Genomic DNA, 23190 nt, shown 5'->3' on the forward strand with positions numbered 1-23190 from the left:
ACTCAGGAAATCAACGATCACTCCCGTGATTGAAGGCGGTGACGGAGGTCACTAGGACTTCATGCGTTTTCGCAGGCACGGATTGGCCGGTTCCGACGTCCTTACAAGTGCCCGGCTCATCCGTCCGCAGTTCGTCCGCACGTCACAAGGGAGCAAGGCGTTGTCCACCGTTATCGAGCAGCCCGTAGAGGCCCGCCTCGTCGCCGCCGCGCCGCGGATGCCGAGCATTCCCGCGACGCTCAGCTACGACCCCCACGATCCCTTCGCGGTCCGCATGTCCTTCCCGGCCCCGTCCACGCTCGAAGGCGTGGAGGTGTGCTGGACCTTCGCCCGCGAGCTGCTCGCCTCGGGTCTGGAGGAGGAGGTCGGCCACGGCGACGTACGCGTGCGGCCGTACGGATACGACCGCATCGTCCTGGAGTTCCACGCTCCGGAGGGCACCGCCGTGATCCACGTGCGCGCCGGCGAGCTGCGGCACTTCCTGGCGAGTTCGACGGAGCTGGTTCCGGTCGGTCTTGAGCACCTGCACCAGGACCTGGACCACGACCTCGCCGAACTGCTGCGCGACTCGTTCTGAGCGCTCTTCACCGAGCGTTCTTCATCCAGTGTTTTTCACCGAGCGCTCGTCACCGAGCGTTCCCCGCCGAGCGATTCCTGCCCCCCTACGCCCTCAGTTCCCCGGCACCCCAGGTGTCGCCATCGCCACGGACACCGCCGACCGCACCTCCTGGACCGCGTGCCGCAGGACCGGGGTCGCCGTTCCGCTGCGCTCCGTCAGCGCCGTGATGCGCTCCTCGTACTGTCGCCGCTCCCTGCCCGACACCAGCGTGCGCAGCTCGGCCGCGGCGGCGAGGGCGACGAGCGCCGCGTCCCGCTCGGACACCTCATGGACGGGCAGCGGTCCCACCAGAACCTGCCGGGCCTCCGCCCGCAGACCCTCCACGACGGCGACGCGGCCGATCTCGTACTCCACGGACGGGAAGACGCCGAGCACCCGGGTCTTCTCGGCCCGCAGATAACCGTCCGCCGCGAGCTGCGCCTGCACGGCGTCCAGCGTGATGCGCGCCCGCAGGCTGACCCAGGTCTTCCACTTGTGCGGCCGGGACTCCTCGACGAGTTCCAGGAGCCCGTCGAGGGCCGCGTCCCCGGTCCTGCCGTCCGGAGTCGTGGGCGTGGCCACGCCTTCCGCATCGGCCAGCAGCCCTCGCTGCGCCAGCTCGGTGAGAGCGCCGGCCCGCACCAGGTGCGGGAGCTGGGAAGCGCTGGTGACCTTGAGCTTCGAGGTGTCCCAGGCCAGCAGACAGAGACGGGCTGGCAGCGAGAGCGGACCGATGGGCACGGGGTCTCCTTCGGACGGTCGGGGGCGGAGGAACGGAGGGCGGGGTCGGGGGCGTTTTAATTCGTTGACAGCCGCTGGGTCCCCTCCTACGGTGTAAAGCGGTCCTGTTGTCGCCGAACGGAGAAGGACGTTGCTCGTCTGAGGTCTTGAGACACCGCGTCACACACGTGTCCGTGTGTGCGCAGCGTGCGACCTCGGCTCCGAGCCGTCCCGCGGAACAGGGCTTTTCCCGTGTTCCGCGATCCCCCCGGAGGATTCCGTCCTTCCGGCCGTCGCCGCCTCCCGGTGTCTCGATACGTGTCGCCCTGACCGCATCCAGCACTGCGAGGCCTGCATGTCCAGTACCCCCACTTCCATCACCTGCACCTCCCTCTCCTTCGCCTGGCCCGACGGCACTCCCGTCTTCGAGGACCTCCAGGTGGCCTTCGGCCCCGGCAGGACCGGGCTCGTCGGGGTCAACGGATCGGGTAAGTCCACGCTCCTGAAACTGATCTCGGGAGAACTCGTTCCTGCCGAGGGCACCGTCCGTGTCGCGGGCGAGGTCGGCCGCCTTCCCCAGAACGTCACCCTCGACACCGCTCTGCGGGTCGACGAGGTGCTGGACATCGCGGCCAAGCGCGCCGCGCTGCACGCCATCGAGTCGGGCGACGTGTCCGAGGAACACTTCGAGGTCGTGGGCGACGACTGGGACGTCGAGGAGCGCGCCGTGGCGACGCTCGGCGAACTCGGCCTCGGCCACATCGGGCTCGACCGCACCATCGGCGAGGTCTCGGGCGGCGAGTCGGTCCTGCTGCGGCTGGCCGCGCTGCTGCTGCGCCGGCCCGACGTGCTCCTCCTCGACGAGCCCACCAACAACCTCGACCTGTACGCGCGCCGGCGGCTGTACGCGGCCGTCGAGGCCTACTCCGGGGTCATGGTCGTGGTCAGCCACGACCGCGAACTCCTCGACCTGGTCGACCAGATCGCCGATCTGCGCTCCGGCGAGGTCGCCTGGTACGGCGGCAACTACTCGGCGTACGAGGAGGCGCTCGCCACCGAACAGGAGGCGGCGGAGCGGATGGTGCGCGTCGCCGAGTCCGATCTGAAGAAACAGAAGCGCGAACTGGCCGACGCACAGGTCAAACTGGCCCGTCGCAAGCGGTACGGGCAGAAGATGTTCGAACAGAAGCGTGAGCCGAAGATCGTGATGGGGGCACGTAAGCGCGCGGCCCAGGAGTCCGCGGGCAAGCACCGCATCATGCACGAGGAGAAACTCGCCGAGGCCAAGGAGCGGCTCGACGACGCCGTGGAGGCCGTGCGGGACGACGACGAGATCCGCGTCGACCTGCCGTACACGGCCGTGCCGCCGGGGCGTGACGTCCTCACGCTCCTGGACCTGGAGCTCGCGTACGGGGCGAGTGCGGGCTCCTTCGATCTGCGCGGGCCCGAGCGGGTCGCGCTGATCGGGCGCAACGGGGCCGGCAAGACGACCCTGCTGCGGACGATCGCCGGGGAGCTGGCGCCTGTCTCCGGGGAGGCGCTGACCCATGTGCCGCTACGGTTCCTGCCACAGCGGCTCGACGTCCTCGACGACGAGTTGACGGTCGCCGAGAACGTGGCGCGGTTCTCGCCGGGCGCCACCAACAACCGGGTCCGGGCGCGGCTGGCCCGCTTCCTGTTCCGCGGCGCGCGGGCCGATCAGCGGGCGGCGACCCTCTCCGGCGGCGAGCGGTTCCGGGCGGCCCTGGCCCGCGCTGATGCTCGCCGAGCCCGCGCCGCAACTGCTGATGCTCGACGAGCCGACGAACAACCTCGACATGGCGAGCGTGCGGCAGCTCACCACCGCGCTGGAGTCGTACGAGGGTGCGCTGGTCGTGGCCAGCCACGATGTGCCGTTCCTGGAGTCGATCGGGATCACGCGGTGGCTGTTGCTGGACGGATCGCTGACGGAGACGTCGCCTGAGGCGGTGGCGCAGCCCCGCGCCTGAGGGGCGCGGGGAACTGCGCGGCCCGCCCCCACGTCGCCGCACGCCCGGAACGACCGGCGCCGTCCCCCACCCGGAGAAGGGCGCAGCCCCGTTAGGGGCGCGGGGAACTGCGCGGCCCGCCCCCACCGGGGCCGCACGGTGCTCACGACCAGTGCGGTGGCCCTCCCTCCCGGGGGGGGGCACCGCCGGTTGTTTGTTGCGTGCGGGTGCGTGGGGGCTGGTCGCGCCGTTCCCCGCGCCCCTTACGGGGCGGGGCGGGGGGTGTTGTGGCGTGGGTGGGGGGCTGCATGATGTGCGGGACAACAGCCTGCCGAGACGGAGACCGCACGTGCCCAGCCAGAAGGCTCTCATCCGCCGTCCCAGCCCCCGCCTGGCCGAAGGTCTCCTCACGCACCTGGAGCGCACGCCGGTCGACCTCGCCCTGGCGCTCGACCAGTGGGAGGCGTACGCGGGCGCACTGCGTACGCACGGCTGGGAGACCGTCGAGGCCGAGCCCGCAGACGACTGCCCGGACTCCGTGTTCGTCGAGGACGCGGTGGTCGTCTTCCGCAACGTGGCGCTGATCGGCCGTCCGGGCGCGGAGTCCCGGCGCGGCGAGACCGCCGGCGTCGAAGAAGCGGTGGCCCGGCTCGGCTGCTCGGTGAACTGGGTGTGGGAGCCGGGCACGCTCGACGGCGGCGACGTCCTGAAGGTCGGCGACACGATCTACGTCGGTCAGGGCGGACGTACCAACGGAGCCGGCATCCAGCAGTTGCGGGCCACCTTCGAGCCGCTCGGCGCCCGGGTCGTCGCCGTACCGGTCAGCAAGGTGCTGCACCTGAAATCGGCCGTCACCGCGCTGCCGGACGGCACGATCGTCGGGTACGAGCCGCTGGTGGACACCCCGTCGCTGTTCCCGCGCTTCCTGGCGGTACCGGAGGAGGCCGGCTCGCACGTCGTCCTGCTGGGCGGCGGGAAGCTGCTGATGGCGGCGAGCGCGCCGAAGACGGCCGACCTGTTCGCCGGGCTCGGTCTCGAACCCGTCCTCGTCGACATCGGCGAGTTCGAGAAGCTCGAAGGCTGTGTGACGTGCCTCTCGGTCCGGCTGCGGGAGCTGTACGTCTGAGACCGGGGGTAACCCTCGCGTACGGCCCCGGGACCTGCGCATCCGCCGGACGGGTGCCCTCCGTATGCCCGCAGAATCGATCTTTCCGGAGATCGTTGCTGATCAGGGCTCTTTACAGCACGCTTAACCTACGGCACCGTAACCTACGGATACGTAGCCTACGATGCCGTAGGTTGGTTTCACCGCTCAGCACATACGTCCCCCTGGAGCCCCCGTGACGATCACTTCTCCCCATCTCGGCAGCCCGTCCTCCGACTGGACCGACGCCCGGCTGCTGTTCGCGCTGGAAGAAGTGGTGGAGACCGAACTCAACCGGCACCTGAAGGTCGCGAAGGACTGGATGCCGCACGAGTACGTGCCCTGGTCCGACGCCCGCAACTTCCCCGGCATCTTCGAGGACGGCGAGGCCTGGGGCAAGGAGCAGTCCAAGGTCACCGAGCTCGGCCGTATCGCGCTCGTCGTGAACCTCCTGACCGAGGACAACCTGCCGAGCTACCACCACGAGATCGCCTCCCTCTTCGGCCGCGACGGCGCCTGGGGCACCTGGGTGCACCGCTGGACCGCCGAGGAGGGCCGCCACGGCATCGTGATGCGCGACTACCTCCTCGCGTCGCGCGCCGTGGACCCCGACCAGCTCGAAGCGTTCCGTATGCAGCACATGAGTGAGGGCTTCGAGTCGGACAACCGGCACTCGATGCTGCACTCCGTCGCGTACGTCGCCTTCCAGGAGCTGGCGACCCGCGTCTCGCACCGCAACACCGGACACCAGTCGGGCGACCCCGTCTGCGACCGCATGCTGGCGCGCATCGCGACCGACGAGAACCTGCACATGGTCTTCTACCGCAACCTCCTCAAGGCCGCGTTCGAGCTGGCTCCTGACCTGACCATGCAGGCCGTGCGGGACGTCATCGTCCAGTTCCGGATGCCCGGACACGGCATGCCCGGCTTCGAGCGCGCCGCAGCGCAGATGGCCATCGGCGAGGTCTACAACATGCGCATCCACCACGACGACGTCCTGATGCCGGTACTGCGCCACCTCAAGGTCCTGCAGATCGACGGCCTGGGCCCCGAGGGCCTGAAGGCGCAGGAGGAGCTCGGCCTGTACATGGGCGGCCTGGACGCCGAGGCATCCAAGTTCGACGAGAAGCTCGCGGCCCGCAAGGCCCGTATGGCGGCCCGCGCCGCCGCGGTGTGATCCGCGCCGCGACTCGCTCCGCGGCCGTGTGATCCGCTCCGCGGCGGGTGACCCGGCGCCTGACTCGATGCCCCTGTCCCGGCGCGTGTGCCGGAACCGGGGCATCTCTCACTCGTACGCCGTCGTCCGGGCCAGTGCCGCGTCGCGGACGTCGGCCACCGGGTGGCGGCGCAGTGCTCTGAGCCGCTCTCGCCACGGCTGCCGCCAGTCCGTGCGGGTGCCGAGGGCGACCGTGAGGGCGGTGGCGAGCAGTCCCTCGCTGTGACCGCCGTGCGCGGTGAGCCGCCGGGCGGCGCCGAGCAGGATCTCGTCGTCGCCCTCCTGCGTGCCGTGGTCCAGCCGTTCGGCGAGTTCGGCGGCGGTCGCGGCCGCGAGCGCCGGCCGGCCCTGCGTCAGCGCGGCCAGCCGGAACAGGGCCGCGTCCACGTGCTCCGCCTCGGCGTCCAGGTCGAGATGGGCCACCGTGATCGCGGCGGCCTGCGGCACGAATCCGTCGTAACGCGCCAGCAGTTCGGCGGCGCCGAGGGCCGCCGCGCGGACGGGCCCGGCGTGGGCTTCGGCCCGCTGCTCCAGGCACACGACGAGATGGTCCACGCGCTGCCGGGCGGGCCGGTCCCGAAGGGGCTCGGCATCGGCATCGGGACCAACACCGGCGCCGGTCGTGGTCGCGGTTCCGGCCATGGTCCCGGTCCCGGCATCGGCATCGGCATCGGCATCGGCATCGGCATCGGCATCGGCAAGGGTTTCGCTTCCGGCGCCGCCGGACTCGTACGCGTGGTCCGGGTTCCTCGCCCGGCCTGCCACCTCCGCCTCGATCCCCGCCTCCATCCCCGCCTCCGCCAGCGCCCGCAGGGCATCCCGTACTCCCGCGGCTCCCCCGTCCGAACCGGTCGCCGCGATCACCAGGCCCTGGGCGGCGGCCCGCCAACTCGTGCGGTTCGTCAGGTCCGCCGTGGCGGTGGCCAGGACGGTGGGCGCGTCGGGGCACCAGGGCGCCCAGCGGGCCAGGGCGCCGTAGGCGAGGACGGCGGTCGGCGGGTCGTCGGTCGTGGACACGTCGCGGACGAGCCGGGCGTACCGCTCGCGATGCCGTTCCGGCAGGTCGAGGGGTGCGACGCGCAGCACGCCCGCCCGGAGAACGGGTTCCGCCACGGCGGCGTCGTGCAGCAGCGTCCACACGGGCTCCTGGGCGAGCAGCGAGCCCGCGAAGGCGACACACGCGGCACGGACGTCGAGGTGGGTGCCCGGCCGCCGGTACGCCTCGGTGAGGAGGCGTGCGGCCACCGGGGCCGGGAGCCGGGCCGCGGCGAGGCGGGCGGCCTCCTTGCGGCTGGTCACCTTGGTGTCCGGCGCGGTCAGGAGGTCACGCAGTCGGTCCACCAGCAGGGACGGCGCCACGTGCCGGGACGCCCGGGTGGCCGCGTACACGGCGACACGTGCCCGGTCGTCGCCGGCGTGCGCGAGCAGTTCGGGAAGTGTGTCACCGGGCCGGTCGGTGTGGGCGAGCGCGCCGAGCGCGGCCTCCGCGAGCACGGTGTTCCGCGAACCGGTCCAGCGGCGGGCCACTTCGGCGCCCCGCCCCGGTACGCGTGCCGCCTGTTCCACGGCGGCGGCCCTGGCATGGGCGAGCAGCCCCGCGTCGGCGGCGGACTCCGCCAACTTCCGCATCAGGACGTCCTGTTGCCGCGGCAGCCAGCGTCGTACGTCAGGTCCCACGGGTACGGTCCACGCGCTGCCCCTGGTGAGGAAGCGGCCGTACGGCGGGGTGTCCGCCAGGAGTACGTCGAGGAGGTCGGTACGGCGGCGGGTGAGCACAGCCAGGACGGGCCGCAGTGTCCCCGCCGAGGGGTCGAGGGCGAGGACGCGCGCGGCTCTTTCGTCCCGGGTGGCGGGCGGTTCCAGCCACAGCTCGACGGCGGCGCGGACGGTCGTGTCGTTCCCGAACCGGATGGCCTGCCAAAGGAGTTCCTGCAGATCGGTCATCCCGGCGGCGCGCCGCCCCACGGCCCGGGCGAGCGCGAAGGCGAGGCCGTAGTCGGCCTTCTCCGCCCCTGCCTCGATCCACGGGCGCAGCGCCTCGTACACCTGATGCTCCTGCCCCCGGCGCAGCGTCGCGTCGAGCCGGCCGAGGTCGGCGCCGCCGGTGTTGCCGGAGATCCGTACGAGGGTGCGCAGGGCCCAATTGACCAACTCCCGTGAGCCGCCCGCCGCGTGCTCGCGGAGCACGGAGACGGCGAGCCGGCTGAGGTTGCGGCGGCTGCCCGGCGAGGAGTCCTGGGCGTCGACGGCGTCGGCGACGATCCTGTCGAGATGCGGCCCGGCCTCCTCGGTCAACAGGGCGGGCGGGATCCGGGACAGCGTCCACAGAGCCGGCTGCCGTACCGGGTTCTGCTCGTTGCGGAGCCGCGCGGACTCCTCCAGTACGCGGACGACGACGGCGGGGTCGCCGGAGCGGGCCGCGTTGTCGATGAGCAACGGCCAGGCCAGGGCGCGGTCTTCGGCGGCGGGACGGCGGGTCGCCTCGACGAGCCGCTCGCGCACCTGGTCGACCGGCAGGTAGGACTCGGCGAGCAGCACGGTGTGCCAGGCCGCGCCGCTCCCGCGGGCCGCGGCGGCCATCCGACGTGCCTCCTCCGCGACACGACTGCGCGGCAGCGCATCGAGGATCACGGCGTCGACGAGAGCGCCTCTGCCTGCCGGGCCCCGGCCGGCCAGCACATCGGTGTAGAAGGCGTACCGGCGAGCGGGCGGGAGTGCCGCGAGGAAGGCGGCAAGGTCACCGTGGTCGGCCAACACCGACCCGAGCGCGACGAGTTCACCATTCCGCCGGCTCTCCGACCGCGCCAGCCTGCGCAGCAGCGGACGACTGCGCACGGCTTCGACCGGAAGGCTGTCGCCCGCGAGGAGCAGACGGAGCACCCGCTCCGGAGCGACGGCGGCGAACGCGGCCAACCGGTCGTGGAGTTGATACGGGAGCCCGGCGGATGCGAAGCGTTCGACCAGCTCCAGCGCACGGAGCGGCCGGAAGGGCACGGTGGCCGTCACGGACTGCGCGTACCGCCGCCACCAGGTGTCGCGCAGTGACGGAGGCAGTGCGGCCAACTCGCCCTCCACCGCGTCCAGCAGGACTTCCGGATGCCGTCTGCCGAGCGCGGTCCAGCCCCGCACGGCGGGGAAGAGCGACGGCAGGAGCCGGGCGACCGTACCGGGTGAGCAGCCGGGCAGCAGACGTGCCGCCTCCGCGTCGCCCCATGCGTCGCGCAACGGGTCGACGAGCCGGTCCGCCAGCGCGGTGCGCCGCCCCGAGACCACGGCCCGCAGCAGGTCCCGGCGTATCGCCTCGGGCGCGTCGGACAGGGCCGACTCGTAGGCGGAGTCGGGCACATGGAGGCTGTCGGCCACCCGCAGCGCGTGTCCGCGCACGAAGGAGTCCGGGTCGGCGAGGCGGGCGCCGACCCACCCGGCGTCCCGGCTGACGGCCGCCGCGACGACGGCGAGCCCCCGCCCGTAGGACCCGCACGCCTCCAGCTCGCCCAGCAGCGGCCGAGCCTCCTCCAACTCCCTCACCCTTGCGGCAAGTTCGCGCATACGCAGGGGATACGGCAGCGGATCGAGGGCGTTCAGCAGACTCTCGGCCTGCTGCCGCGGGGTGTGGACCATGCGGTGGATTGTGCCCGCCGAAAGCCGCAACGCGCTCGGAAATTCCGATGCGCCGCTGCTACCGGGCCGGTGTTTCGCTAGTGCTGGGCGCGTCGGAGGCTGAGGCGTTCCTTCTCGGAGAGGCCGCCCCAGACGCCGAAGCGTTCGTCGTGGTTGAGTGCGTATTCGAGGCACGCGGAGCGCATGTCGCACATTCCGCAGATCTGCTTCGCCTCACGCACCGAGCTGCCCGGCTCGGGAAAGAAGAAGTCGGAACCGGTCTGGGCGCACAGTGCCTGTTCCTGCCAGGAGAGGTCGGGCGCGGCGGCAATGGTGTCGTTGTGCATGCCGGGATCGTGTCGCGCCTCGAAAAACGTTCGATCAACACGGGCTCAACGCCCACCCGCGCGACACCACCACACCCGCAGAACCCGACGCGGCGCACAAGGCCCGGCGACACAACGAACCCGATGATGCTCCCAGCAGAGGACAGAGACACAGCGGCGCGCGGCGACATCCCCAACGGATTCACTCCGCCCGCTACGGCCACTGCGCCCGCGACACAAAGGGGCCTGGCGTCCCGCGCCGCGCCGCGCTAGCGAAACGCAGTCGGCTCGCGGGGCGGTCGTCGGCTGATGCCAGCTGGAATGTCGGGGTCGCCCGCGCTCCTGGGTCGTGCCCCGTCAGGGGCGCGGGAACTGCGCGGCCAGCCCCCACCGGGCCGTAGGTGAACGACGGGCCCAGGCGCGGGTGCGGGCCCGCCCCCACCAGGCCCCGGACCGCGGCAGCGCCCCGCTCCGGCAGCGGTTGTCAGTGGGCGGTGCAAGACTCGGCAGTGCAGGCAACGGGACCTCGCGAAGGAGGGCAATATGCTCACCACCCGTTTCGTCACGGGCGCTCCGAACTGGATCGATCTCGGCACCCCCGACATCGACGGCGCCACTTCCTTCTATCGAGGCGTCTTCGGCTGGGACTTCCAGTCGGCAGGACCCGAGTCCGGCGGGTACGGCTTCTTCCGGACGGCCGGGAAGACCGCGGCGGGCGGTATGCAGACCACCCCCGAACAGGGCCCGCCGTCATGGACCGTCTATTTCCGGAGCCCGGACGCCGACGCGACGGCCAAGGCGGTCGAGCAGGCCGGAGGCGGCGTGCTGGTGCCGCCCGACGACATCATGGACAAGGGCCGCATGGCCATCCTCGCCGATCGGGCGGGCGTCCCCTTCGGCATCTGGCAGCCCGCCGCACTCCGCGGCCTCGACGTGGCCGGTGAGCCGGGCTCCCTGTGCTGGGTCGAGCTGTACACACCGGACATCGCCGCCGCGGCCGCGTTCTACCACTCCGTACTGGGCATGGAGACCTCCGCCATGCCGTTCCCCGGCGGCGTCTACACCTGCATCAACCCTGCGGAGGGCGGCGAGGACGGCATGTTCGGCGGTGTCGTCCCGCTGGCCGACGACCCGACGGAGCAGGAGGCGGGGGCGTACTGGCTGCCCTATTTCGAGGTCACGGACGCGGACGACGTGGTCGCGAAGGCCCGGCAGCTGGGTGGCACGGTTCGTATGCCCGCCACGTCCGTGGAGGGTGTCGGCCGGATCGCCAAGCTCGCCGACCCGTACGGGGCGCGCTTCGCGGTGATCAGGAGCGAGCCGAGCATGGGGTGACGTCCGCCCGACCGACCCCGGCTGCTCCCGATCCCGCTCGACCCCACCCGACGTGCCGCATTCGGGGTGTCGGGGCAGGCCCCGTCCCGCTCCCGACCGCCGGCACGTGGGGGCGGGCCGCGCAGTTCCCCGCGCCCCTTACGGGGCTCAGGTCAGCAGCCGAAGCCAAAGCCGACGCCACGACGCACCCGCACCCGCACCCGCACCCGCATAGCGAGTGTCAGGGCAGGCCCCGTCCCGCTCCCGACCGCCGGCACGTGGGGGCTGGTCGCGCAGTTCCCCGCGCCCCTTACGGGGCTTGGCCTGGCAGTCCAGGCCAGCGCCACGACGGGCCCGCTTTTAGGGGCACGGGGAACTGCGCGACCAGCCACGACGGGCCCGCACCCGACGACAGGGCGGCTTTCGGGGGCGCGGGGAACCGCGCAATCACCCACGACGCACCCGCACCAGAAGGCCACCTCGGCCAAAAGGGAGCGCTCTCAGCAATGAAGCGAACCCCGGCTATCCTGATCGGCAACCGCCGCCCTGAGGAGCCCCGAGGTGACCGACCAGTCGACACAGCCACGCCCCACACTGGAGGCAGTGGCCGCCCGGGCGGGAGTCTCCCGAGCCACCGTGTCCCGGGTCGTCAACGGCGGCGAAGGCGTCCGCGAACCCCTCGTGGAACGGGTCAGGCGCGCCGTCGACGAACTCGGTTACGTCCCCAACCAGGCCGCCCGCAGCCTCGTGACCCGACGTCACGACGCCGTCGCCGTGGTCATCGCCGAACCGGAGACCCGCGTCTTCGCGGACCCCTTCTTCGCGCTCCAGCTCCGAGGCATCAGCAAGGAGCTGACGGCCCACGACTCGCAACTGGTCCTGCTGCTCACGGAGGGCCGCGACGACCACGCCCGCGTGGCGCGTTACCTCGCCGGCGGCCATGTCGACGGCGCCCTCGTCTTCTCGCTGCACCTCGACGACCCGCTGCCCAGCCTGATCCACGGGGTGCCGACCGTGTACGGCGGCCGTCCCGGCTGGAGCGACGGATCACACGGCGTGGTGTACGTCGACTGCGACAACCGGGGCGGCGCCCGTGAGGCCGTCCGGCATCTCGTCGGGCTCGGCCGCACGCGCGTCGCGCACATCACCGGCGCCCTCGACCAGACGTCGGCGGTCGACCGGCTCGACGGGTTCCGTGACGTCATGGTGGACGCCGATCCGCGGCTGATCGTGGAGAGCGACTTCACCCCGGGTGGCGGTGAGCGCGCCATGCGGGAACTTCTCGACCGGCGCCCCGATGTGGACGCGGTGTTCGCGGCGAACGATCTCATGGCGGTCGGTGCGATGCGGGCGCTGCGTGAGCGGGGGCGGCGGGTGCCCGAGGATGTCGCCGTGATCGGGTTCGACGACATGCTGCCGTTCACCGAGCAGGCCGATCCGCCGCTCACGACTGTCCGGCAGGACATCGAGGAGATGGGGCGGTTGATGGCGCGGTTGTTGTTGCGGGGGCTGGACCGGAGTGGGTCCGCCGTCGCGGACGTGCCGTCGAGCGTGGTGCTGCCGACGACTCTGGTACGCCGAGTCTCCGCGTAGCCGCTCCGCGGGGGGGGGGGGCGTGCGCGGGTGCGGATCCGTCGTGGCCGGTCGCGCAGTTCCCCGCGCCCCTCAGAGCCGACCGAGCCCCGTCAGGGGCGCGGGGAACTGCGCGGCCCGCCCCCTCTCGGCCGCAGCCGAAAACCCGACGGGCCCTGCCCCGACACCCCGTATGCCCATTGCAGGTGCGTCGTGGCTTGTCGCGCAGTTCCCCGCGCCCCCAGAAGGACAGGTCGGACGTCACGTGCGGGCACGTCGTGACTGGCCGCGCCGTTCCCCGCGCCCCTCAGGGCGCGGGGCGCTGCGCGCCCCGCCGCTTCAGTGTTCGTGGGGCTCGTAGCCCGGGATCGTGCCGTCCGTCTTCTTGACCAGGAACAGGCCTGCCATTCCCATGTCGGAGTGGCTCTGGACGTGGCAGTGGTACATCCACGCGCCCGCGCCGACGCCCTCCCCCGCGATGACCTGGAAGCCGAACGAGTCCGCGGGGCCCACGATCAGGTTGTCGACCACGCGGCTGGGGTCGTCCGGGCCGGTCAGCAGGCCCGTGCGGTTGTCCGCCCAGCGGTGACCGTGCACGTGGAACGTGTGGTAGTACTCGCCGTGCGTGATCGAGACGAACTCGATCCGGTCCCCCACCGTGGCCTCGAAGTTGGGGCTGTCGTGCCCCGGCCTGTTGTTGATCGTCATGTCGTTGAAGACGATGGTGTGGGTCTTGTCCGGGAGGATGTCGCCCTGCCTGCGGACGATCACCGGGCCGTAGAGGCCCTTGCGGATGCCCGTCGTGCCGTGTTCGGTGCCGACGACATGGTCGTGGTAGTGCCAGTAGCCCGCGCTGCCCGCCCGCCAGGTGCCGTCCTTGCGGCGGCCGGGGGCGTGCGTGCGCCAGGTGTACGTACGGGTGTCCCCCGGTTCGACATGCGACTTGCTCAGCTTCGTGCCGTCGCTGGACACCTCGTAGTCCACGCCGTGGACGTGCAGACTCGCCGCCACGTCCAGCGTGTTCTCGACCTCGATGTACGCGGTGTCGCCCTCGTTGAGTTCGATCAGCGGCCCGGGGATCGTGGCCGCGCCCTTCTCGAACCCGTAGCCCAGCTGCCCGTCGGCGAGCTTCTCGATGTACAGCTTGAAGCGTCTGACCTCGCCGCCCGCGGGGGCGGTACGCAGCGCGCTGCTCGCGCTCGCCGCGCTGTCCGCGGACGTCGCGTCCTTCGCGGCGACGAGCGACAACGATGTCGCGACCGTGGCGACGGCGGCCCCGCCCATCATCATCCGACGGCTGAAACCACGCCTGTCCATCGCGTCACCGGTGCCCGCACCCGTGGTGTCCATGTCGTCCATGGTGCTCATGCCGAACTCTCCCAATCTGCAGCGCGATCAACCGGGTTGATGGGTCTGACGGAACCGAGTGACAGAGACGAACTGGTGAGACGGTAGTGGCATCGCCTTCGTTTATCCACACTCAGGACAAAGTTTGTTGGATACCGGTCGTACCTATTGGCGAGTTCCGAGAAAAGGTCTAGCTTCCATGGCGCTGTTGCTGTGACCGAGGAGGATGGGGTGACCACATGCGGCCCACACCGCATCAAACGCCACTGACCGTACGGACGTTGGGCAGAGCAAGACGGAGAGGCTGGGCAGCCGCGCTGGCTGCCGGAGTCGTCGCCGCCGGTGTCCTCTCGGGGCCGGCCGCGAGCGCGCGCCCCGCACCCGAGCCGCCCCTGACAACGATGTCGATCAAGTCGCCGCCGGGCGGCTCCGATGTACGCGTGCTGATCTACCACGGGTCCGCGGCCGGCGGCGACGAGTCGCCCGTCGTCAACGCCGGTATCGAGGCGATCGAGGACATCGGCCAGAGCGGCCCGGCGGCCGGGCGCTTCAAGGTGACGGCCACGGACGACGCCTCCGTCTTCACCGACGAGACGGAACTCGGCCTCTACAACGCCGTCGTCTTCCTGACCGGCGGCGGTGACATCCTCGATCCGGAGCAGGAGGCCGGTCTGGAGTCGTACATGGAGGCCGGCGGCGGCTTCCTCGGCATCCATGACGCGGCCCGCGCCGAGCCGTACTCGGACTGGTTCACCGGACTCGTCGGTGCCCGTCCTGCGGCGAACAGCCCGACGAACGTACAGCGGGCCACCGTCGAGGTCGGCGACCGGCAGCATCCGGCCACCAAGGATCTGCCGCTGCAGTGGAAGCGTCCCGACCAGTGGCTGAACTGGACCAAGAACCCGTCCGGTGACGTGCACACCGTGGCCCGGGTCCGCGAGTCGACGTACACGCCGGGCACGAGTGCCAACGGCGCCGACCACCCCGTGTCCTGGTGCCGTGACTACGACGGCGGCCGGTCCTTCTACACCGGTATGGGTGGGACCGAATCGTCGTACGACGAGACTGAGTTCCGGTCCCATCTGCGCGGGGCGCTCGCCTGGACGACCCGTATCTCGCAGGCCGACTGCAAGGCCACGATCAACGCCAACTACAAGGCGGAGCGGCTGACCCAGCCCAACCAGCCGGGCCAGAACGACCAGATCGGCGAGCCGCACGGCCTGGTGACGGCGCCCGACGGCCGGGTGTTCTACATCGGCCGCGGCGGCGCCGACTCCTCGCAGCCGGTCGTCACGGACTGGAACAACCCGGACGTCGGCAAGGGCAAGGGCGAGATCCACGTCTACGACCCGAAGACCAAGAAGGTCACGCTGGCCGGGACGCTCAACGTCTTCGGCAACAAGGGCGGCGGCGACGAACTGATCAAGGTCGAGGAGGGTCTGCTCGGCATCGAGCTGGACCCCCGGTTCGAGGACAACGGCTGGGTGTACCTGCACTACACGCCGCATTCCCGCATCGACCGCGACAAGCGGATGGCCGAGCGGTACGTGTCCCGCTTCACCTACAACTCGGCGACCAGCAGGCTGGATCTGAACAGCGAGAAGGTCCTGCTGAAGTGGCCGGTGCAGATCCACAGCTGCTGCCACTCGGGCGGCGGTCTGGCCTGGGACTCCAAGAGCAACCTGTACATCGCCACGGGTGACAACAACTCCAGTGGCTTCAGCGACGGCTACTCGGGCAACAACCCGCAGCCCAACTACAAGGGCGTCTCCTTCGCCGACGCGCGCCGCACGGCGGGCAACACCAACAACCTCAACGGCAAGATCCTGCGCATCCACCCGGAGCAGGACGGCACGTACACCCTGCCCGAGGGGAACCTCTTCACGGGCAAGGAGACCGCCGAGGGCGGCGGCAAGACGCGCGGCGAGATCTATGTGATGGGCGTCCGCAACCCGGCGCGCATCTCGATCGACAAGAAGACCGACACGCTGTACGCGGGCTGGGTCGGCCCGGACGCCGGGTCGCCGTCGACGACCTGGGGTCCGGCGAAGTACGACACGTTCGCCGCGATCACCAAGCCGGGCAACCACGGCTGGCCGTACTGCATGGGCAACAAGCAGCCCTACCGGGACCGCAATCTGCCCGATCCGACGAAGCCGCTCGGCTGGTACGACTGCAACGCGCCGAAGAACGAGTCGCCGAACAACGACGGTCTCGTGAACCTGCCGCCGGTCACGTCGAACACCATCTGGTACTCGCCCCAGGGCGGCGGCCCGGACTACCCGCGGGACGCCAACGGCATCCCGTCGTACAAGACCGCTGAGCAGAAGTTCCTGCTGCCCTGGCTCAAGGGCGGCGGCCAGGCGGCCATGGACGGGCCCGTCTACCGCTACGACGCGAACTCGGCGAGCGCCGCCAAGTGGCCGGCGTACTGGGACGGCAAGTGGTTCGTGGGCGACTTCTACGACGCCGACCAGCCGCGCCACGCCGTGCTGCTCGACCCGAAGACGGCCGGACAGGGCGGCATCCCGGTGCACGCCGAGTCCCTGAAGAAGATCATCCCGATCGGCAACGACGGCATCAAGAACCTCATGGACTGGAAGTTCGGCCCGGACGGCACGCTGTACGTCCTCGACTACGGCCGTGGCTTCTTCACCTCGGACTCCAAGTCCGCGCTGTGGCAGGTGACGTACAAGGGCGGCGGCCCCACTCCCGCCGCCTCTCAGCTCGCCAGGGAGGCGCAGTGACGCGCGTGGGAAACATCGGCAGGCGAAGAACTGGACGGTTGTGGACGGCGCTGCTGGCGTCGCTGCTGATGGTGCTGGGGCTCGCCTCCACCTCGGCCTCCGGCCAGACCGACAACACCCCGTCCAAGGCGGCTGCCGCGGCGCAGACGCTCACCTGGACGGCCGGTGACGACATCACCAAGTACGCGTCCGCGCCCACGACGGCGGTCGCGGGCCCGACGACGATCGTCTTCGAGAACAGCGAGGCGACCGGCAACACCATGGGCATGCCGCACACGTTGACGTTCGACGTGTCGGACCCGGAGTACCAGAACGACGTCCCGCTGAACATCCTGGCCAACCCGAACGACGACCAGGGCGGCAAGCACACCGCCGAGGTGACGCTCTCACCCGGCCGCTACCGCTACTTCTGCACGATCCCCGGCCACGGCCAGATGCAGGGCATCCTGGTGGTCACGGAGGGCACCGGCGAGGACACCACCGCGCCGGAGACCGCCGCCGAGGTCACGGGCACGAAGAACGCGGACGGCGCGTACGTCGGTTCGGCGACCGTGGCGCTCAGCGCGACGGACGCGGGCGGTTCGGGCGTCGAGCGCATCGAGTACGCCCTCGGTGACGCGGGTGCCTGGCTGCCGTACACCACACCCGTGGTGGTCGACCAGGTCGGCGCCCAGAAGGTCCGCCACCGGGCCATCGACAAGGCCGGGAACACCTCCGCGGAGAAGGCGGAGCAGTTCACGGTGGTGGCCCCGCCGACGGACGACACGACCGCGCCGGACACCTCGGCGACGGTGACCGGTGAGAAGAACGCGCAGGGCGAGTACGTCTCCATGGCGACCGTCACGGTGACGGCCTCCGACACCGGTTCCGGCGTCAACACCATCGAGTACGCGCTCGGTGACGCCGGTGCCTGGCAGCCCTACACCGCTCCGGTGATGGTCCACGAGGTCGGCGCGCACAAGGTGCGGTTCCGGGCGACGGACAAGGCGGGCAACGCGGCCGCCGAGAAGTCGGTGTCGTTCACCGTCGTCGCGCCGCCGGTGGAGGACACCACTCCCCCGGTGACCGGTGTGAACGTCGAGGGCACGAAGAACTCCTCCGGCGCGTACATCAACAGCGCCAAGGTGACGGTGACCGCGACCGACGCGCACGGCGGTTCCGGGGTCGACAGGATCGAGTACTCGCTCGACGGCGGCCCCTACCTCGCGTACACCGCTCCCGTGGTGGTCGACCGCGTGGGCGCGCACTCGGTGGTCTACCGGGCCAGCGACAAGGCCGGCAACACCTCGGACGCCCGTACGGTGAGCTTCACGATCGCCCCCGGCGGCGGCGTACCGGCGCCCAACTGCGCTGAATACGACGAGCGGTTGACCGTCATCGTCGGTACGGTCGACTCGGGTGTGCCGAACCGGATCACCAACAGCCGGTGCCGCATCAACGAGTTGATCGAGGACGAGAAGGAGTGGACGTCCCACGCGCTGTTCCTCAAGCACGTGACGGCGGTCCTCAAGACCCTCCTCAAGGACGGCGTGATCGTCCAGCGCGAGTACGACCTGATCGACGCGGCGGCCGACGAGTCGGGCATCGGCGACCCCGGCCAGACCGAGGGCTACCGCACGATCATGGACGGTACGCAGGACACCTTCGGCAAGTGGCAGCACGTGGGCGGCGGTTCGTTCGGCCTCAACGGCGACGGCACCATCACCTCGGGCAGGACGAGGGACGGCCTGGGCATGCTGTGGTTCCCCGAGCGCAAGTACGGGGACTTCTCGCTGAAGCTCCAGTGGCGTGACGACGCGCCGGGCACGGGCAACGCCAACTCCGGTGTGTTCGTGCGGTTCCCGCAGGTCCACAACCACCCGGAGGAGTCCCGGCCGGAGTGGGTCGCCATCAAGTACGGGCACGAGATCCAGGAGTTCGACAGCCCCACCGGCGACATGTACAAGACCGGTTCGGTCTACGGCTTCGACCGGGTGGGCCTGGCCGGTGCCGGTGTCACCCAGAAGGGCACCTGGAACGACTACGAGATCCGCGTGGTGGACCAGCACTACTCGATCTACCGCAACGGCGTGCTGATCAACGAGTTCGACAACACCGGCGGTCAGGACTTCACCCCGCCGCGCTCGGACGACCCGGGCACGGACGGGCGGCGGTTCTCCTCCGGCTACATCGGACTCCAGGTGCACGGCACGACGGACGTGGTGTCGTACCGGGACGTCAGGATCAAGGAGCTGTGACGCCCAACTAGCCCAACCAGCTCAACCAGCTCAACCAGCCTCACAGCTGCAGGTCAGCTCTCCTTCTTGGCCCTGCTCGGCTGTACCCGCTTCGGCTCGCCCGGCATCTTCGGGTACTCGGGCGGGTACGGCAGATCGCCCAGCCCGTGATCGTGTTCGTCACGGGTGGCGAGTTCGAGCAGGGCTTCGAGGGAGTAGGCGTGCTCGTCCATGTCCGCGTGCACATCGCCGAGTTCGGCGAAGCGCGCGGGCATGGTCGCGAGATCGAAGTCCCGGGGCACGGCCTCGCCGACCTCGTCCCAGGTCAGGGGCGCCGACACCGGCGCGTGCGGCCGGGGGCGTACCGAATAGGCGGAGGCGATCGTGCGGTCGCGGGCCGTCTGGTTGTAGTCGACGAAGATCTTCTCGCCCCGCTCCTCCTTCCACCAGGCCGTGGTCACCTGATCCGGCATCCGGCGCTCCAGCTCACGTCCGACGGCGATCGCGGCCCGGCGGACCTGGGTGAACGTCCAGCGCGGCTCGATCGGCACGAAGACGTGCAGCCCCCGGCCGCCGGAGGTCTTGGGGAAGCCGCGCAGATCCCCGTACTCGTGCAGCACCTCGCGCAGCTCATGGGCGGCGCGTACCGCGTCGGCGTAGTCGGTGCCCGGCTGCGGGTCCAGGTCGATGCGCAGCTCGTCCGGCCGGTCGACGTCGTCCCGGCGTACGGGCCAGGGGTGGAAGGTCAGCGTGCCGAACTGGGCGGCCCACAGGACGGCGGCGACCTCGGTGGGGCACATCTCGTCGGCGCTGCGGCCGCTGGGGAAGGCGATGTGCGCGGTGGGGATCCAGTCGGGCATGTTCTTGGGCGCCCGTTTCTGGAAGAAGGACTCGCCGCCGACCCCCTCGGGGTAGCGCTCCAGGGTCGTGGGCCGGTTCCGCAACGCGCGCAGGATGCCGGGGCCGACCGCGAGGTAGTACCGGGCGAGGTCCAGCTTCGTGAAGCCGCGCTCCGGGAAGAAGACCCTGTCCGGGCTGGACAGCCGTACCGTCCTGCCCGCCGCCTCCAGCTCCACCGCATCCGCCATGCGAGCCACGGTAGGCGTACCGCGTACACCTCGCATATCCGCGCTCAAGGGGCACACCGGGCGATTCTTGATATATCCCCGCAGAATCGGTGTATGGATCTGCCGGTGATGCCGCCCGTGAAGCCCATGCTCGCCAAGTCCGCGGCGCGGATTCCGCCGGGTATGCACTACGAGGCGAAGTGGGACGGGTTCCGGGCGATCGTCTTCCGTGACGGCGACGAGATCGAGATCGGCAGCCGCAATACGAAGTCGCTGGTCAGGTACTTTCCCGAGCTGGTGGAGGCGTTGCGGGAGCGGCTGCCGGAGCGGTGCGTGGTGGACGGCGAGATCGTGGTCGCGCGGGGCGGACGGCTCGACTTCGACGCCCTCTCCGAGCGCATCCATCCGGCGGCCTCCCGGGTGAAGACCCTCTCGGAGCGCCAGCCGGCGTCGTTCGTGGCGTTCGACCTGCTCGCGCTGGCCGACGAGTCACTGCTGGACGTCCCGCTCTCCGACCGGCGGGCCCTGCTGGAGGGGGCACTGTCCGACAGCACGGCCCCCGTGCACCTGGCGCCGGCGACCACGGACATCGAAGTGGCGCGGATGTGGTTCGAGCGGTACGAGGGGGCCGGGCTCGACGGAGTGGTCGCCAAGCCGCTGGCCCTGCGCTACGGGCAGGACGAACGCCTGATGTTCAAGATCAAGCACGAGCGCACGGCGGAAGTGGTGGTGGCGGGCTACCGGCTCCACAAGAGCGGGCCCGTCGTCGGCTCGCTGCTGCTCGGCCTGTACGACGCCGAGGGCACATTGCAGCACGTGGGCGTGTGCGCGGCCTTCACGATGAAGCGGCGCGAGGAGTTGATCGCGGAGCTGGCCCCGCTGCTCATGGAGTCGCCCGCCGGACATCCGTGGGCGGCCTGGGCCGAGGAGTCGGCGCACGAGTCTGCGCGGCTGCCGGGCGCGCCCAGCCGCTGGACGGGCAAGAAGGACCTGTCCTGGATTCCGCTACGGCCGGAACTGGTGTGCGAGGTGGCGTACGAGCACATGGAGAACGGCGCGCGCTTCCGGCACATGGCGCGCTTCCGCCGCTGGCGCCCGGACCGTACGCCGGAGAGCTGTACGTACGCCCAGCTGGAGGAGCCGGTCGGCTACGACCTCGCGGACATTCTGGGACCGCGAGGCTGAACGGCCCCGGACGCATTTCCGCCACCCAACACCCTTGCGCGACAGCCTTGTTGGGTACGTCTCCCGCGTACGGCCGTCGCCTCGCTCCGCGGCACTGCCGGCCGGACCGCCGCACCCTCGCACCCCCGCCCGTGACCCGCTCGGACCAGCGCGCGCCTTCGATCTTGGCTCATTGGGTACGTACTCATTGAACCTATAACCCGACAAACGACGAAACGGGGCACGGTGGCCACGGTACGCAGGAGACGAACGGGGCGAACGGGGCGGACGGGGCGTTCGAGGCGCTCGGCCATGACGACGACACTGCTGGCCACCCTGCTGGTGGGTGCCGCTGCGACGGCCTGCACGCGCGGTGAGCCGCTCGACGACAAGCAGCGCGGAGACATGCCGCCCCGCACCGACGGCACGGCGGGCACCAGCGCCCCGGCGAGTCCGGCGCCCCGGGCCGCCTCCCCGCTCGTCGTGAAGATCGACAACGTGCCCGGCGCCCGCCCGCAGACCGGCCTGGACGCCGCTGACGTCGTGTACGCCGAGCAGGTCGAGGGCGGTCTCAGCCGGTTGATGGCGGTGTACGCGACCCGCCTGCCGAAGGCCATCGGGCCGGTACGCAGTGCCCGAGAATCGGACCTGGAGCTGCTGCGGCAATTCCACAAGCCGACGCTCGCCTTCTCCGGGGCGCAGAAGAAGCTGCTGCCGCTGATCGACAGTGCGCCGTTGCAGACCGCGCTGCCGGAGGACAAGACCAACGCGTACTACCGGGGCACGGACAAGCCCCAGCCGCACAACCTCTATCTGCGGCCCCAGCGGCTGCTGACGGCCACGCCGGGGGCGGACGCGCTGACGACGGGCTTCCGGTACGGTGCCGCGCCCGCGGGCGGTACGGCCGAGAGCACGCGTACGGTCCGCTTCCCGGAGGCCCGCTTCACGTTCGACTGGTCCCGGGACCAGCGGCGCTGGCTGGTGTCGATGGACGGGACGCCTACGGTGACGACCGGTGGGAAGCGGGTTTCCGCCTCGACGGTCGTCGTGCAGTACGTGAACATCCGTAAGTCCAGGTATCACGACTACCTCGGGAACATCACGCCTTACACGGAGACGGTCGGGTCCGGCACGGCGAAGGTGTTGCGTGACGGCAAGGCGTTCGATGTGGCGTGGAAGCGGCCGCTCGCGACGGGTGGGACGGAGTTCACGACGCCGTCCGGCGCGCCGATGAACTTCGCCGAGGGGCAGGTATGGGTGGTGTTCGCCCGAGCGTGACCCCCCACTCGGCGGCTGCCTGGCGTATCACCTCCACCTGCGGCCCGGTGGGGGCGGGCCGCGCAGTTCCCCGCGCCCCCAAGAACAGGCCGGTCGTCGGGTGCGGGTCCGGTGGGGGCTTGTCGCGCAGTTCCCCGCGCCCCTAAAGACAAAAGACTGCGCCGTTCCCCGCGCCCCTGACGGGGCGCCCGTCAGGGGCGCGGGGAACGGCGCGGGTGACCCCCACCGGACGCACAGACGACGACCGGCCTGCTTTTAGGGGCGCGGGGAACTGCGCAGTCTTTTACGCCGGCCACGGCCCCACCCGCACCCCGTCACGGCGCCCGGCTGACGGCCGGCTCCCCCGGGGCCACCGGATTGCGCAAGCCCTCCGCCGCGTCGGAGACCCGCTGGATCAGCGAGAAGAAGAGCGCCTGCTCGTCTCCCGAGAGGGGAGCGAGGAAGACCTGGTTCATCCGAGCCGTCCGCACGGTCAGCTTGCGATGCACCCGCCCCCCGTCGTCCGTGAGACGCAGCAGCGACCGCCTCCCGTCCTGCGGATCACGGACCTTGTCCAGCAGACCGCGCCGCCCGAGCCGGCTGATGACCTCGGCGATGGTGGACCGGTCAAGCCCCACCCGCTCCCCCACCGTGCGCTGGTCGAGTCCCGGCTCGGCGACGAGCGCGTTCAGGACCGCGAACTGGGGCGAGGTGATCTCCTCGGAGACCATCGTGTTCCACAGCAGGTAGTGCGCCTGCTGCAGCCGCCGGGCCAGGTGCCCGGGGTGGGTGGAGAGATCCACCGCGGCCATGAGCGCTCCTTGAAGCACGAGAATCAGCATTCGTTGGTGCACTGAACAATAGCGGGCCGGCACTCCGCTGTCTCTTTTCCGCGAGCACCCTCTCAGCTCCCTCTTCATTGGGGGTCTTGACGG

General features: G+C 70.8%; 15 protein-coding genes and 1 pseudogene. 10 read left to right on the forward strand and 6 right to left on the reverse strand.

Annotation, left to right across the window (positions count from 1 at the left end; all coding sequences use genetic code 11):
* Positions 1–160: 160 nt before the first annotated feature.
* Positions 161–577, forward strand: coding sequence for a spore wall synthesis regulator SsgD (locus tag C6Y14_RS30015; protein ID WP_107019990.1), 417 nt, complete (start codon positions 161–163; stop codon positions 575–577).
* A 93-nt stretch (positions 578–670) separates the two neighbouring features.
* On the opposite strand, the gene C6Y14_RS30020 is transcribed toward C6Y14_RS30015, so the two are convergent.
* Positions 671–1339, reverse strand: coding sequence for a GOLPH3/VPS74 family protein (locus C6Y14_RS30020; RefSeq protein WP_107019991.1), 669 nt, complete (start codon positions 1337–1339; stop codon positions 671–673).
* Between the two features lie 334 nt (positions 1340–1673).
* Here C6Y14_RS30020 and C6Y14_RS30025 point away from each other — a divergent pair.
* The 3 genes and pseudogenes from C6Y14_RS30025 to C6Y14_RS30035 all read left to right on the forward strand — a co-directional run bounded on the left by C6Y14_RS30025 (position 1674) and on the right by C6Y14_RS30035 (position 5606).
* Positions 1674–3306: pseudogene (locus C6Y14_RS30025) on the forward strand (ABC-F family ATP-binding cassette domain-containing protein).
* A gap of 328 nt (positions 3307–3634) precedes the next feature.
* Entirely contained in the window at positions 3635–4411 is a 777-nt protein-coding gene (gene ddaH / locus C6Y14_RS30030; protein ID WP_107019992.1) for a dimethylargininase, read from the forward strand.
* 214 nt (positions 4412–4625) lie between these two features.
* Positions 4626–5606, forward strand: a complete 981-nt coding sequence (locus tag C6Y14_RS30035; RefSeq protein ID WP_107019993.1) for an acyl-ACP desaturase — start codon at positions 4626–4628, stop codon at positions 5604–5606.
* Positions 5607–5714: 108 nt separating this feature from the next.
* On the opposite strand, the gene C6Y14_RS30040 is transcribed toward C6Y14_RS30035, so the two are convergent.
* Together C6Y14_RS30040 and C6Y14_RS30045 are read right to left on the reverse strand one after the other, a co-directional pair.
* Positions 5715–9266 carry a hypothetical protein gene (locus C6Y14_RS30040; protein ID WP_107019994.1) on the reverse strand — a complete coding sequence of 1184 codons (3552 nt, stop codon included), beginning with the start codon at positions 9264–9266 and terminating at the stop codon, positions 5715–5717.
* A gap of 77 nt (positions 9267–9343) precedes the next feature.
* Complete coding sequence (locus C6Y14_RS30045; RefSeq protein WP_107019995.1) at positions 9344–9592, reverse strand: WhiB family transcriptional regulator; 249 nt, start codon at positions 9590–9592, stop codon at positions 9344–9346.
* Between the two features lie 522 nt (positions 9593–10114).
* Between C6Y14_RS30045 and C6Y14_RS30050 the strand changes: the two genes are divergently transcribed.
* Positions 10115–10906, forward strand: coding sequence for a VOC family protein (locus C6Y14_RS30050; protein WP_107019996.1), 792 nt, complete (start codon positions 10115–10117; stop codon positions 10904–10906).
* A 540-nt stretch (positions 10907–11446) separates the two neighbouring features.
* On the forward strand, positions 11447–12478 hold the full coding sequence (locus tag C6Y14_RS30060) for a LacI family DNA-binding transcriptional regulator (RefSeq protein WP_107019998.1): 1032 nt from the start codon (positions 11447–11449) through the stop codon (positions 12476–12478).
* 318 nt (positions 12479–12796) lie between these two features.
* Here C6Y14_RS30060 and C6Y14_RS30065 read toward each other — a convergent pair whose 3' ends face one another.
* On the reverse strand, positions 12797–13774 hold the full coding sequence (locus C6Y14_RS30065) for a multicopper oxidase domain-containing protein (protein ID WP_107020113.1): 978 nt from the start codon (positions 13772–13774) through the stop codon (positions 12797–12799).
* A gap of 347 nt (positions 13775–14121) precedes the next feature.
* Here C6Y14_RS30065 and C6Y14_RS30070 point away from each other — a divergent pair, with 347 nt between their 5' ends.
* Positions 14122–16551: a ThuA domain-containing protein gene (locus C6Y14_RS30070; protein WP_107020114.1), complete on the forward strand. Its 2430-nt coding sequence runs from the start codon at positions 14122–14124 to the stop codon at positions 16549–16551.
* A 68-nt stretch (positions 16552–16619) separates the two neighbouring features.
* Positions 16620–18788: an OmpL47-type beta-barrel domain-containing protein gene (locus C6Y14_RS30075; RefSeq protein WP_225891362.1), complete on the forward strand. Its 2169-nt coding sequence runs from the start codon at positions 16620–16622 to the stop codon at positions 18786–18788.
* 53 nt (positions 18789–18841) lie between these two features.
* Here the strand turns inward: C6Y14_RS30075 and ligD are convergent, their stop codons facing one another.
* Positions 18842–19855: a non-homologous end-joining DNA ligase gene (gene ligD, locus C6Y14_RS30080; protein WP_107020000.1), complete on the reverse strand. Its 1014-nt coding sequence runs from the start codon at positions 19853–19855 to the stop codon at positions 18842–18844.
* A gap of 93 nt (positions 19856–19948) precedes the next feature.
* On the opposite strand from ligD, the gene C6Y14_RS30085 reads away from it, so the two are divergent.
* Positions 19949–21019: an ATP-dependent DNA ligase gene (locus tag C6Y14_RS30085; protein ID WP_107020001.1), complete on the forward strand. Its 1071-nt coding sequence runs from the start codon at positions 19949–19951 to the stop codon at positions 21017–21019.
* A gap of 291 nt (positions 21020–21310) precedes the next feature.
* A complete protein-coding gene (locus C6Y14_RS30090; RefSeq protein WP_107020002.1) occupies positions 21311–22276 on the forward strand; it encodes a DUF3048 domain-containing protein in 966 nt (321 codons plus the stop codon).
* Between the two features lie 314 nt (positions 22277–22590).
* On the opposite strand, the gene C6Y14_RS30095 is transcribed toward C6Y14_RS30090, so the two are convergent.
* Positions 22591–23067 carry a MarR family winged helix-turn-helix transcriptional regulator gene (locus C6Y14_RS30095; RefSeq protein WP_107020003.1) on the reverse strand — a complete coding sequence of 159 codons (477 nt, stop codon included), beginning with the start codon at positions 23065–23067 and terminating at the stop codon, positions 22591–22593.
* Positions 23068–23190 lie beyond the last annotated feature (123 nt).

Source organism: Streptomyces dioscori, from assembly GCF_003024195.1.
Lineage (GTDB): Bacteria > Actinomycetota > Actinomycetes > Streptomycetales > Streptomycetaceae > Streptomyces > Streptomyces dioscori.